Origin of the sequence: Novosphingobium sp. fls2-241-R2A-195, assembly GCF_030209485.1 — a bacterium.
GTDB classification, from domain to species: Bacteria; Pseudomonadota; Alphaproteobacteria; order Sphingomonadales; family Sphingomonadaceae; genus Novosphingobium; species Novosphingobium resinovorum.
Genome location: NZ_JARVRY010000026.1, coordinates 1 through 12,367, shown reverse-complemented (window position 1 = coordinate 12,367; position 12,367 = coordinate 1). Strand labels below are relative to the sequence as shown.

The 12,367-nt window shown below is 67.0% G+C and carries 9 protein-coding genes; 4 read left to right on the top strand and 5 right to left on the bottom strand.

All coding sequences use genetic code 11. The features are described from left to right. Positions 1-5 precede the first annotated feature (5 nt). The 5 genes from treZ to QRN25_RS19305 all read right to left on the bottom strand — a co-directional run bounded on the left by treZ (position 6) and on the right by QRN25_RS19305 (position 6,956). Complete coding sequence (treZ, locus tag QRN25_RS19325) at positions 6-1,727, bottom strand: malto-oligosyltrehalose trehalohydrolase (RefSeq protein WP_285020870.1); 1,722 nt, start codon at positions 1,725-1,727, stop codon at positions 6-8. Next, positions 1,727-3,844, bottom strand: a complete 2,118-nt coding sequence (glgX, locus tag QRN25_RS19320; RefSeq protein WP_285020869.1) for a glycogen debranching protein GlgX — start codon at positions 3,842-3,844, stop codon at positions 1,727-1,729. The genes treZ and glgX overlap by 1 nt, the downstream gene beginning before the upstream one ends. 279 nt (positions 3,845-4,123) lie before the next feature. Then, entirely contained in the window at positions 4,124-5,323 is a 1,200-nt protein-coding gene (chrA, locus tag QRN25_RS19315; RefSeq protein ID WP_285020868.1) for a chromate efflux transporter, read from the bottom strand. Positions 5,324-5,646: 323 nt separating this feature from the next. Continuing rightward, entirely contained in the window at positions 5,647-6,492 is an 846-nt protein-coding gene (locus QRN25_RS19310) for a ferredoxin--NADP reductase (protein ID WP_008829865.1), read from the bottom strand. Positions 6,493-6,521: 29 nt separating this feature from the next. Beyond that, the gene (locus tag QRN25_RS19305; protein WP_285020867.1) at positions 6,522-6,956 is read right to left on the bottom strand and encodes a hypothetical protein; all 435 of its coding nucleotides are present in this window, start codon (positions 6,954-6,956) and stop codon (positions 6,522-6,524) included. Positions 6,957-7,167: 211 nt separating this feature from the next. Between QRN25_RS19305 and QRN25_RS19300 the strand changes: the two genes are divergently transcribed. From QRN25_RS19300 to QRN25_RS19285, 4 genes are all read left to right on the top strand, one after another. Beyond that, positions 7,168-9,441, top strand: a complete 2,274-nt coding sequence (locus QRN25_RS19300) for a glycoside hydrolase family 3 N-terminal domain-containing protein (RefSeq protein WP_285020866.1) — start codon at positions 7,168-7,170, stop codon at positions 9,439-9,441. 284 nt (positions 9,442-9,725) lie between these two features. Next, positions 9,726-10,142: a DoxX family protein gene (locus QRN25_RS19295; protein ID WP_285020865.1), complete on the top strand. Its 417-nt coding sequence runs from the start codon at positions 9,726-9,728 to the stop codon at positions 10,140-10,142. Positions 10,143-10,281: 139 nt separating this feature from the next. Continuing rightward, positions 10,282-10,821 carry an RrF2 family transcriptional regulator gene (locus QRN25_RS19290; RefSeq protein WP_008829861.1) on the top strand — a complete coding sequence of 180 codons (540 nt, stop codon included), beginning with the start codon at positions 10,282-10,284 and terminating at the stop codon, positions 10,819-10,821. Positions 10,822-10,968: 147 nt separating this feature from the next. Continuing rightward, positions 10,969-12,177: an NAD(P)/FAD-dependent oxidoreductase gene (locus QRN25_RS19285; RefSeq protein ID WP_285020864.1), complete on the top strand. Its 1,209-nt coding sequence runs from the start codon at positions 10,969-10,971 to the stop codon at positions 12,175-12,177. Positions 12,178-12,367 lie beyond the last annotated feature (190 nt).

Here is a 12,367-nt window from a genome sequence, read left to right as displayed (position 1 = left end):
CGGTATCACTCCGGTGAGACTGTCGCCGACAGCGCGAAGGAGCTCGACGCATCGTGAAGCAGCAGGTTCGGGCTGCGATGAGGGAGGAAGGGCGTGCGCTCCGTGCCCAGGGCGGCCCGGATATGCAGGGTGCCGGGGGCGAAGGACCATTGCGCGTCGATAAGCAGCGCTTCCCGTCGAATGGCCACCGTCGGCTGGGGGTTCCAGGCAACCAGCGGCGTCACATGCGTCCGACGCAGTTCGAGGAGTTCGCGTACGAAAGCGTGGTGGTCATGCTGTTCCTGCCGGACAGCGCGGCCGATCCTGGAGGCCATGAAAGTCCCCGCCGCCACCGGGTCGGGAACCTCGCCGCCGAAGCTGCTGAAGCGGGCGAATTCCTGCGCCCGGCCCTTGCGGACGGCTTCCGCGAGGTCGCCCTCGAAATCGACGAAAAACTGGAAGGGCGCATCGGTGAGGAACTCGTCGCCCATGAACAGCATGGGCGTGAAGGGAGTCAGCAGGGTGAGCGCGGTCATCACGCGGTAGGCATGGCGGTCGGTGACGAGATGGTGCAGCCGCTCGCCGCGTGCGCGGTTGCCGATCTGATCGTGATTGCCGAGGAAATTGACGAAGGCGGAGCGCGGCAGGTGCGTCGAGGGTTCGCCGCGCGGGGTGTCCTCGCCATTCTCGCGAGGCTGGCCCTGTTCGACGTAGCCATCGGCGAGTGCTGTGGCGATGTCGGCGACCGGGTCCACCGCGAAGGGGGCGTAGTAGCTTTCTTCCTCCCCGGTCAGCAGGCAGTGGACGGCATGGTGCCAGTCGTCGTTCCAAGTGCCGTCGTAGGGCGCATCGGCGGTGAAGTAGCGGGCGAGGTTGCGTTCGTCCTCGGTGACGAGGTGGATCGGTCGGCCGAAGTCACAGGCGCGGATGCGCGCGGCCAGTTCGTCGAGGAAATGGGTTTCGGAATGGTCCTCGATGGCGTGCACCGCGTCGAGGCGCAGGCCGTCGAGGCGGTATTCGTCCAGCCAGTACAGGGCGTTGGCGATGAAGTATTCGCGCACGGCCGGGGCCTCAAAGGCGATCCCTGCGCCCCACGGCGAGGCACGCTCGGGGTGGAAGAACGAGGGGCACCACGCGCCGAGGTAATTCCCGGAAGGCCCGAAGTGGTTGTAGACTACGTCCAGCATCACTGCGATGCCCAGCCCGTGAGCCGCATCGACCAGCGCGCGCATCTCGTCCGGCGTGCCGTAGGCGGGGTGCGGTGCGAAGGGCAGGACGCCGTCGTAGCCCCAGCCCCGGTCGCCCTCGAACTGGGCGACGGGCATCATCTCGATCATCGTCACGCCGAGGTCCGCAAGGCGCGGCAACTCTGCTATGGCGGCGGCGAACGTGCCTTCCTCGGTGAAGGTGCCGAGGTGGAGTTCGTAGACCACCGCCTCGTACCAAGGGCGTCCCGGCCATTCGCGTCGCCATTGGTAGGCCGCCGGATCGATCAGCATCGAGGGGCCGTGCACGTCGCCGATCTGCGCCCGCGCGGCGGGGTCAGGGTAGGGCGTGCCCTCGATGACCCAGCGATAGGCGTCTCCTGCGGCGGCCTCGCCCTCGAACAGCCACCAGCCCTGCCCGGCAGACTGCGCGGGCATTGCCAAGCCGCCGACTTCCAGCCGGGTCTCCTCCGCGTCCGGCGCCCAGAGGCCGAAGCGCCAGCGACCGTCGCCCAGCGGCTGGGCGCCCCAGTGCGTTGCCATCACGCGGGGCGGAACAGGCAGAGGCTGCCGGGCGAGATCGCGGCGGCCTCGCGGTCGACCGGCTCCTCGGTGAAGGGATCGTCGCGCGCGGTGTCGAGCAGGCGCACCCACTCGCCCTCGGGCAGCGTGAAGTCGAGGCCGTCGCCCGCGTTGACCACGGTGAACAGCGGGCGCCCGCCGTCGAGGAAGACCTCGCGGGTCGAGTAGTCGAGCAGCATGCCGAGCACGCGCAGGCCCTGCTGGCCCCACAGCTCGCCGTCCATCGCGCGGCCGTCCGGCTGGAACCAGGCGATTTCCAGACGCTCGTTGTCGCCGGTCTCGCCCATCAGGAAGTTCTCCTGGCAGAGCACTGGGTACTGGCGGCGCAGCGCGATCATGCGGCTGCAGAAGTCGAGGAAATCGTCGTCCCGGCTCTCCCAGTCGAGCCAGCCGAGTTCGTTGTCCTGGCAGTAGACGTTGTTGTTGCCGTGCTGGCTGTTGCCGATCTCGTCGCCCGAAAGGAGCATCGGCACGCCCTGGCTGACCATCAGCGTCGCCACCATGGCGCGGCGGCGGCGGGCGCGGGCGGCGGTGATGGCCTCGTCGTCGGTGGCCCCTTCGGCGCCCATGTTGTCGGAAAGGTTGTTGTCGTGCCCGTCCGCGCCGCCTTCGCCGTTGGCCTCGTTGTGGCGGTCGTTGAACGAGACGGTGTCCATCAGCGTGAAGCCGTCATGCGCGGCGAGGAAGTTGATCGAACTGGTGGCGCCGCGATCCGAATGGTTGAACTGGACCGGCGAGCCGATCAGGCGCTGGGCGATGTCGCCCACCAGCCCCTCGTCGCCGCGCCAGAACGCGCGGGTGTCGTCGCGGAACTTGTCGTTCCATTCGCGAAACGGGTGGGGGAAGCCGCCGACCTGATAGCCGCCCATGCCGATGTCCCACGGCTCGGCGATCAGCTTGACGCCGGCAAGGATCGGGTCCTGCCGGATCGCGTCGAAGAAGCCGCCCTCGCGGTCGAAGCCCGCTTCCTCGCGGCCCAATGTGGAGGCAAGGTCGAAGCGGAAGCCGTCGACGTGCATAACCTGCACCCAGTAGCGCAGCGAATCGAGCACCATGCGCATGACCATCGGATGCGCCACCGCCAGTGTGTTGCCGGTGCCGGTGTTGTCGAAGCTGAAGCGCGGGTTCTCGGGGCTCAGCATGTAGTAGGCGGCGTTGTCGAGACCGCGGAAGCTGAGCGTCGGGCCTTTCTCCGAACCTTCGGCGGTGTGATTGTAGACCACGTCCATGATGACCTCGATCCCCGCCTTGTGGAACCGCTTCACCATGTCCTTGAACTGCCGGATGGCGCGCGGGGCGACGTCGCCGCCGCGCAGGAAGCGCGGTTCCGGCGCGAAGAAGCCGAGCGTCTGGTAACCCCAGTAGTTCGACAGGCCCTTGTCCAGCAGCATGCGGTCGTCGAGGAAGAACTGGCTGGGCAGCAGTTCGATGGCACTGACGCCCAGCTTGCGGAGGTGGTCGAGGACCGGCTCGCTGGCCATGCCTTCGTACGTGCCGCGAAGGGCTTCGGGGACGTCGGGGTGAGTCATCGTCAGGCCGCGCACGTGGGCCTCGTAGATCACCGTCTCGGTCCAGGGGCGGGAGAGGGACTTGTCGCCTTCCCAGTCGAAGTCCGGGTCCTGCACCACGCTCTTGACCATGAAGGGGGCGGAATCGCGGGCGTCGAAGGTGGTGTCGTCGCCCGTGGTCAGGTCATAGCCCCAGAGCGCATCGTCCCATTGCATTGCGCCCGAAACCTCGCGGGCATAAGGGTCGAGCAGCAGCTTGTTGGGGTTGAAGCGGTGGCCGCTCGCGGGATCGTAGGGGCCGTGGGCGCGCAGGCCGTAGAGCTGGCCGGGCTTCACGCCGGGGAGGTAGCCCGAGAAGATCGAACCTTCCCGCGATGGCAGTTCGAGGCGGGCGGTTTCCTCGGTGCCGTCCTCGGAAAACAGGCACAGTTCGATCGCTTCGGCATTTTCAGAGAAGACGCCGAAATGCGTGCCCTCGCCGGTATATTCGGCACCGAGTTCATGGATCATCCGCTCGGGGCGGGAAAACGCGATGTCGGCGGGATGGTCGGTAGCTGGGCCCTGCGTCACGTGCTGCCTCCTGCATGATGCTGCATCCGCTAACACGCATGGGGGGCGGGAGGTTCCGGGCAGGTTTACACGGTTGACACGGTCCAGAGGGAAAAGGTGTCACCTTGGGCCGGAAAGTGTCACCTTAGGTGCGCAAGGTGACACATTTTGCGGACGATGTGTCACCTTGTGAGGAGAAAGTGTCACCTTGCGGTGTAACCTTGTGCAGATGGAAGCGATCGGGCGGGGCATGGGCGCATCGTACCGCGCCGCCCGTCCTGTAGGAAAGCGCCCGCTTCTTTACGTGAACAAGGCCCAGCCCGCGAAGGCCCCTCCCGCCACCAGCGCGGGCGTCACCCAGGCCCCCTTGATCCGCCACACGACTGCCAGGGCCACCGCGAAGATCGCGAGCGCACCGAGCGGGGCGGTCACGCGCAGTCCGGTCGCATAGGCAAGCTGCACGAAGGTGGCGGCGATGATCCCCACCACGGCGGCGGCGATGCCTTCGAGCAGGCGGTGCAGCGCCGGATTCTCGACGATGGCCTCCAAACGCTCGAACAGCACCAGCGAGAAGGCGAAGGCGGGCAGGAACATCCCCGCGGTAATCGCCAGCGCGCCGCTCACCCCGCCGGTGACATAGCCCACGAAAGTCACGAAGATCACCAGCGGCGCAGGCAGCACCCCGGCGAGCGCAATCCCGTCGAGGAAGGCGCCGTCGCCGATCCAGCCCCGCCCGACCGTATCCGAGCGGACATAGGGAATGGCCGTATAGGCCCCGCCAAAAGTCAGCAGCCCGCCTTTGAGCCCGGCGACGAACAGCGCGAAGGTCGTGACGGGGATGCCCTGCACGGCATGCAGGCCGTCGCCAGAGCCGGAAAGCAGGTGGATCGCGGTCGCCAGCGCGAGGGCGACCGCAAGGATCGCGCAAGCCACCAGCGGCCGATGCGACACGGCATAGGTCAGTCCGCCCGCCGCCAGCAGGATCCAGAACGGCACTCCCAGCAGGGTCAGGACGAGGCTTGCGGCCGCGATCACGCCGAGCAGCGCGTTCTCGACGATATGGTGTCCGATGCGCACCACCGCGCGCAGGATGATCGCGAGCACGGCGACCTGCACGCCGAGAAGCGCACCCGCCAGCGTCAGGTTTCCCGCGACCCAGGTGACGTAGGCCCATCCCGCGACCAGCATCAGCACCAGCCCCGGCAGCATGAAACCCAGCCCGGCCAGCAATCCGCCGATCCGCCCGCGCGCGATCATGCCGAGATGGACGCACAGTTCATGCGCCTCCGGCCCCGGCAGCACCTGCAGGACCGCGAGCAGGCGATTGAAGCGGCCCTTGTCGATCCAGCGCTCGTCCTCGACCAGCGCCTGACGCAGCATGGCGATCTGCGCCACCGGCCCGCCGAAGGCCAGCGCGCCGAACCGCAGGAACTTGAGGAACAGCGCAGGCAGCGAAAGGGTGGGCGGCGCGATAGTGATGGAGGCGGTGTCGGTCGTCATGCAAGTGCTCCGCAGGCCGCAGGTACGGCTGATGGAGCGGACTTGGACGTTGCCGTCTGAACGGGCGTCCGCGCGTGCCCGTTGGTGGGATTTCAGCGCAATGGTGGGGGGAAGTCAAGGCGGGCGATGAAGAAGCATCCTCCCTGTCGCGCAGCGATGGGGAGGTGGCAGTCGCGCAGCGACTGACGGAGGGGGCCTTCTCCCCTCCACCACCGCCTGCGGCGGCGGTCCCCCTCCCCATTGCTTCGCAACAGGGAGGATGTTCGAAACGAAAACGGCCCGCCCTTTCGGGCAGGCCGCTCTCGCATCACGGCAGTCGTCGCTTAGCCGACGAACGCGCGCTCGATCACGAAGTCGGCGGGCTTGTTGTTCGATCCTTCGACGAAGCCCAGACCTTCCAGCATCGCGGCGATGTCCTTGTTCATCGCCATCGAGCCGCACAGCATCACGCGGTCGGTCGCCGGGTCCATGCGGGCCTCGCCCTTCAGGCCCTCGAACAGGCGGCCGTTCTCGATCAGCACGTTGATGCGGCCGGTGGTGTGGAATTCTTCCCGCGTGACTGTCGGCACGTAGGTCAGCTGCACCAGCGCCTGGTCCTCGACCAGCGGGTCGCCGGCCAGTTGGCTCTCCAGCTCCTGGCGGAAGGCGAGGTCGGCGACGCGGCGGACCGAGTGGACGATCACGACCTGCTCGAACATCTCGTAGACGTCCGGATCGCGGATCAGCGAGAGGAACGGCGCGAGGCCGGTGCCCGAGCCGAACAGGAACAGGCGCTTGCCCGGCGTCAGCGCGTCGGTGACGAGCGTGCCCACCGGCTTGCGGCCGAGGTAGATCTGGTCGCCCGGCTGGATCAACTGCAGCTTGGAGGTCAGCGGGCCGTCCTCGACCTTGATCGAGAGGAATTCGATCTCCTCGGCCCACGAGGGGCTGGCGATCGAATAGGCGCGCAGCAGCGGCTTGCCGTTGTCGCCCTGCAGGCCGATCATGATGAACTCACCCGAGCGGAAGCGGAACGAGGCCGGGCGCGTGATCTTGAAGCTGAAGAGGTGCTCGTTCCAGTGATGGACCGAAAGCACCGTTTCCACGGTCAGCGCACCAGTGGGTTCCAGAACGGTCGCAGGAGCCGCCGAATTGTCCAGGGTGGCGGCTTCTGCCTTGCTATCGTTCATCAACGTCAGTCCTTGGTTCATCGAATGGGTCACGCGGGCGGGTTTATCAGTGCAATGCCGAAGCCGGCGATGGTCATCGCGGCGCTTGCGCGGCTCATGGCCTGAGCGACCGCGGCGACCGTGTCGCATGGCACGACATGCGCGAGAGTCGCGCGCACGTTTTCGCGGCGGCCTATACCGACATCGCGCCAAAGTGCAAGGAGCAACGCCTCATGTTCGCAGATGCGGTGGCAGCCCATCGGCGCGACCGTGATCCTTTCGGATGCCCGGCGGCTGACGAGCGCCATCGCCATGTGAAAGTCCGGCAGGACGGCGGCGGCGTTGTATCCGGCAAAGGCACGCGCCAGCGACTGCGCCGGGCAATTGCCCTTGGATGCCGAATGCGCCCATCCGCGCATGGCCCAGAGCAGAAACCGGCCGTCGTTGTCGAGTTCGGTGACCGGCCGGTCGAGGAAGTCGTACATGCGCGTGCCTCAAGATATGCTATTGCGAATTATTCGCATATCTTGTGCATCGTGCGGCGCGATGCGTCAACCCGGTGTCGCCGTACGACGAGGTGGCGCGGGGGCAGGGTGGTCCGAAGCCATGGCGCCCGCCCGGGCCTTGCCGCAATGCAACAAAATGCCCTACCGCGGTTTGACGGGGGCAAATCGACGCACCAACAGCCAAGAGTTCATGAACCCAGACCGCCGCACCGTTCTTTCCGGTATCATCGCCAGCGCCATCGCATCGGGCTTCTCGTTCAGGGCTCTCGCCGCCGAAGAGGTGACGCGGGTGGACGATCTCATCAAGAAGATGACGATCGAGGAGAAGGCCGGGCAGATGACCTGCCTTGCCGACGCCTTCCGCCCCTTCAACCCGCCCAACCCGGCGGCCGGCATCCAGGACGTGAAGAAGCTCTCGGAGGAAATCCGCAAGGGCCGCGTCGGCTGCCTGTTCAACGGTATCGGCGTGGCGGGCGCGCGCAAGGCGCAGGAGATCGCGGTCAACGACAGTCGCCTCGGTATTCCGCTGCTGCTGGCGGGGGACGTGATCCACGGGCTCAAGACGATCTTCCCGGTGCCGCTGGCCGAGGCGTCCAGCTTCGATCCGGTGCTGGCGCAGCGCACCGCGCGCGCCATGGCGCTGGAGGCGACGGCGGCGGGCCTGCACCTGACTTTCGCGCCGATGGCCGACGTCGCGCGTGATCAGCGCTGGGGCCGCGTGGTCGAGGGCGCCGGAGAGGATGTGACGCTGACCGCGCTGCTCTCCGCCGCGCGGGTGCGCGGATTCCAGGGGCGCGACTTGCGGCGCGACGACTCGTTGCTCGCCTGCCCCAAGCACTTCGCTGCCTATGGCGCGGTGGCGGGCGGGCTGGAATACGGCAGTGTCGACATCAGCGACGAGACCCTGCGCGAGACGCACCTACCGCCCTTCGGCTCCGCCTTCGCTGCGGGCGCGCTCACCACGATGGCGGCGTTCAGCGAGATCAACGGCGTGCCCGCGACCGCCGACCGCACCCTGCTCACCGATATCCTGCGCGGCGAGATGGGCTTCACCGGCTTCGTCTTCTCGGACTACACCGCCGACGAGGAACTGGTCGCCCACGGCTATGCCGAGGATGACCGCGACGCCGCGCGGCTGGCAGTGCTGGCGGGGGTCGATATGTCGATGCAGAGCGGGCTCTATATCCGCTACCTGCCTGACCTCGTGAAAAGCGGCGCGGTGCCGATGGGCACGGTGGACGTGGCGGTGCGGCGCATCCTCTACGTCAAGATGGCGATGGGCCTGTTCGACAACCCCTGGCGCTCGCTGGACGAGGCGGCGGAGAAATCGCGCATCGGCGCGCCCGTTCACCGCGAACTCGCGCGCGAGGCGGGCGCGCGCTCCATCGTGCTGCTGCAGAACGACGGGGTGCTGCCGCTCGACAAGGGAAAGAAGCAGAAGATCGCGCTGATCGGCCCGTTCGGCGATGACAAGGCGAACCTCTACGGCCCTTGGGCTTTCTACGGCGATCCCGGCAAGGGCGTGGACGTGGCCAGCGGGCTGCGCGGCGCGATGGTCGATCCGGACCAGCTGACCGTCGTGCCCGGCTGCGCCATTCACGGCCCCACCGACGGCGGGATCGAGGCGGCGGTCAAGGCGGCGAAGGCGGCCGACGTGGTGATCCTCGCCCTCGGGGAATCGCAGGACATGTCGGGCGAGGCGCAGTCGCGCACCGTGATCGAGATCCCGCCCGCGCAGCAGGCGCTCGCCGATGCGGTGGCGGCGGTGAAGAAGCCGACCGTCGTGCTGCTTCGTCACGGCCGTGCGCTGGCGATCCATGACGGAGTGGCGAACGCCAATGCCGTGCTGGCGACGTGGTTCCTCGGCTCGGAGGCGGGCAATGCGATCGCCGACGTGGTGTTCGGCAAGGTCGATCCCTCGGGCAAGCTGCCGGTCAGCTTCCCCTGGGAGTCGGGGCAGGAGCCGTTCTTCTACGATCGCAAGTCCACCGGCCGCCCGACCGTCCCCAACGGCAGCACCGAGTACAAGGCCCGCTACGCCACCACCGACAACAGCGCGCGCTACTCCTTCGGCCATGGCCTGAGCTACACGCGCTTCACGCTGGACAAGCTGCAGGTTTCCGACCCCGCCCTGCGCTGGGACGGCACCGTCTCGATCACCGCGCGCCTGACCAACAGCGGCAAGCGGCGCGGCAGCGAGATCGTGCAGCTCTACACACGCGACCGCGTGGCCAGTCGCACCCGCCCGATCCGCGAGTTCAAGAAGATGGAGCGCGTCACTCTGGAGCCGGGCGAGAGCCGCACCGTGCGCTTCACCCTGTCCCGCACGGACCTCGAATTCGTCGGCGCGGGCAACCGGCGGCTGGCGGAGCCGGGCGCGTTCGACGTCTGGGTGGGCCAGTCTTCCGAAGATGGTCTGCACACGCAGATCACCTTGTACGCCGCGGCCCCGGCGAGCGCTTAGGGCGCGATCTAAAGCACGTTCGTCATTGCGAGCAAAGCGAAGCAATCCAGCGCGGTGTGATGCTGCCCTGGATTGCTTCGCTTTGCTCGCAATGACGATTTGATGGAAAATCATCGTGCGTTGGTGCTTGGCGGATAGCCTATCCGCCTTATGTTGGCATAATTCGAACATATGATCGCGTTTAATCCCACTATTTCGGAACCCTGACCGGGCGCATCTGGAGGGCGTCAGGACGACACGCCCGTCGTCACCGTATTGCCCCCGATCACCCAGGAGTTCCCGCCATGACCATCACCACCATCGACACGGCCTCCGTCGCTCCCGCCAACACCGCCAGCACCCTCGAAGCCTGGCTGCCGCTCGTCGGCCGCGTTCTCATCGCCGCCATCTTCATCATCAGCGGCTTGTCCAAGATCGCCGACCCCGCCGGTTCGATGGCCTACATCGCCTCGGTCGGCCTCCCGCTTCCCGCCGTGGCGCTGGCTGGCGCCATCCTCGTCGAAGTGGTCGGCGGCGCGCTGCTGATCTCGGGCTACAAGGTCCGTGCGGTCGCCACCGTCATCGCGCTGTTCAGCCTCGCCACCGCCGCGTTCTTCCACAACAACCTGGCCGACCAGAACCAATTCATCCACTTCTTCAAGAACATCGCGATCGCCGGCGGCCTGCTGCAGATCGTCGCTTTCGGCAAGGCTCGCGCCTGAACGATTATCCCTGATCACGCTACCGAAGGGGCGGGCCGAAAGGCTCGCCCCTTTTCGCATGATTGCACGATAAACGCAGACCAAATTTGTCGTCGTTATATACTTGACGCTTTAACGCAGACAGAGTAACTCCGCGTTCATGGCCCACATCACCACCAGCGTCGAATATGGAATCCACGGCCTGCTCTGGCTGGTGGAAGACGGCCGCGCCCTCAGCAGCCGGGAGATCGCCGAGATCCAGGGCATCTCGCCCAGCTTCGTGGCGAAGATCTTCCCCAAGCTGGAGAAAGCCGGCATCGTCGCCGCCAGCGAAGGCGTGCGCGGGGGCTACCGCCTCGCGCGGCCGGCGGGCGAGATCACCTTCCTCCAGATCATCGACGCGATCGAAGGCGACAAGCCGCTGTTCGATTGTCAGGAGGTGCGCGGCCGCTGCGCCCTGTTCGGCGGCGATGCGCCCGGCTGGGCAACCGCCGGAACTTGCGCCGTCCACGCCGTCATGCTCCAGGCCGAGAAGGCGATGCGCGATGCTCTTGCCGCGCAGACCCTGGGCGATGTGGCGAGCCGCTTCGGCCGCAAGGCGCCCGAGACATTCTTCAACGATTTCCGCGACTGGGCGGGCGATCGCCAGACCACCCGCACCGCACGCATCGGCCGTCCCCGGCGGGACGGTCCTTCATGATCTGAGCCTTTCTCACCCGCATTCCTGAACACCTTTCTCGGCGTCCTGCCGGACGCACCGGGAAAGCGCCGACTTGCGCGCTGCCTTCGCAGACCTCGCGCTTGTCGGGACGATGAACCGCGTCCGGCGCACAAGAGGAGAAGATCGATGAGCAAGCAGACCATCCTGATCGCCGGCACCGGTTTCGCCGGAGTCTGGGCCGCCCTGTCGGCAACCCGCGCCATTGCGCTTGCAGGGCGGGAGGACGACGTGGAAGTCGTCGTCGTCTCGCCGAGCCCGACCATGGTGATCCGTCCGCGCCTTTATGAAGCCGTGCTGGAGAACATGAACCCCGACGTTTCTGCCCTGCTCGCAGCGGTCGGCGCGCGGTACGTGGCCGGTCTGGTCGAGGCGATCGGCGCGAATACGCAGCAGGCCACGATCCTGCGTAACGACGGCGGGCGCGAGACGATCGCCTGGGACCGCTTCGTACTGGCCACCGGCAGCCGCCTGTCGACTGCGCCGATCCCGGGCATTGCGGATCACGCCTTCGATGTCGATCAGTTGGACTCGGCGCAGCGGCTGGACGCGCACCTCGGGCTGCTGGCTGCCCGCACCGACGAGGCACGCGGTACGGCAGTCGTGGTAGGCGGCGGCTTCACCGGCCTCGAAGGCGCGGCGGAGATGCCCGAACGGTTGCGCGCCATTCTGGGCAAGGATGCGCCGATCCGCGTCGTCATCGTCGACCCGGCCGAACAGATCGCCGCCGAGATGGGCGCCGATGCGGCCGTGGTCGTGCGGGGCGCCCTTGACGAACTGGGTGTCGAGCAGCGCCCCGGCGTGCGGGTGACGGCGGTGGACGCAGGCGGGGTCACGCTTTCGGATGGATCGCGGATCGATGCAGCGACCGTCGTGTGGTCGGCCGGGATGCGTGCTCATCCGCTGGCAGGGCAGGTGCCCGGAGAGCATGATGCCACCGGCCGGGTGCTCGGCGACGTCTATCTGCGCGCGCCCGAGGCGCCAGGCATCTTCGTCACCGGAGACACCGTGAAAGCGGCGACCGACGATATCGGCAACTTCACCGTCATGTCCTGCCAGCACGCGCTGAGCCTCGGCCGGGTGGCGGGCCACAATGCCGCTGCGGAACTGGTGGGGCTGGGCCTCCACCCCTACAGCCAGCCCAAGTACGTGACCTGTCTCGACCTCGGCGCATGGGGTGCCCTTTATACGGAGGGCTGGGACCGGCAGGTCCACCTGACCCGGGCGGAAGGCAAGAAGCTGAAGCAGGAAATCAACGGCGTGTGGATCTATCCGCCTGCGCCGGAGCGGGAGGCGGTCTTCGCGGTCTCCAACCCGGACTTCGTGATCGTGCCCTGACGCGAAAAGGCCCGGCCGGAGACGGTCGGGCCGTGCGTTTCCGGGCATGATCGTGCCAAACCCGCGCAAATCCGGGCTTTGCGTTGAAAATGAACTTTTTTTGAAATTAGACTGTTGACCGACTCACTTGGTGGTCTTAGAGGCCGCTTCACCGCAGCGGAGCACGCTTCTGCTACGGTCGCCAACACAG

What these genes read in the sequence shown, in the direction of transcription:
- treZ (WP_285020870.1), bottom strand. Translation starts at nt 1,727, where the DNA reads ATGGCAACGCACTGGGGCGCCCAGCCGCTGGGCGACGGTCGCTGGCGC.
- chrA (WP_285020868.1), bottom strand. Translation starts at nt 5,323, where the DNA reads ATGACGACCGACACCGCCTCCATCACTATCGCGCCGCCCACCCTTTCG.
- QRN25_RS19310 (WP_008829865.1), bottom strand. Translation starts at nt 6,492, where the DNA reads ATGAACGATAGCAAGGCAGAAGCCGCCACCCTGGACAATTCGGCGGCT.
- QRN25_RS19305 (WP_285020867.1), bottom strand. Translation starts at nt 6,956, where the DNA reads ATGTACGACTTCCTCGACCGGCCGGTCACCGAACTCGACAACGACGGC.
- QRN25_RS19300 (WP_285020866.1), top strand. Translation starts at nt 7,168, where the DNA reads ATGAACCCAGACCGCCGCACCGTTCTTTCCGGTATCATCGCCAGCGCC.
- QRN25_RS19295 (WP_285020865.1), top strand. Translation starts at nt 9,726, where the DNA reads ATGACCATCACCACCATCGACACGGCCTCCGTCGCTCCCGCCAACACC.
- QRN25_RS19290 (WP_008829861.1), top strand. Translation starts at nt 10,282, where the DNA reads ATGGCCCACATCACCACCAGCGTCGAATATGGAATCCACGGCCTGCTC.
- QRN25_RS19285 (WP_285020864.1), top strand. Translation starts at nt 10,969, where the DNA reads ATGAGCAAGCAGACCATCCTGATCGCCGGCACCGGTTTCGCCGGAGTC.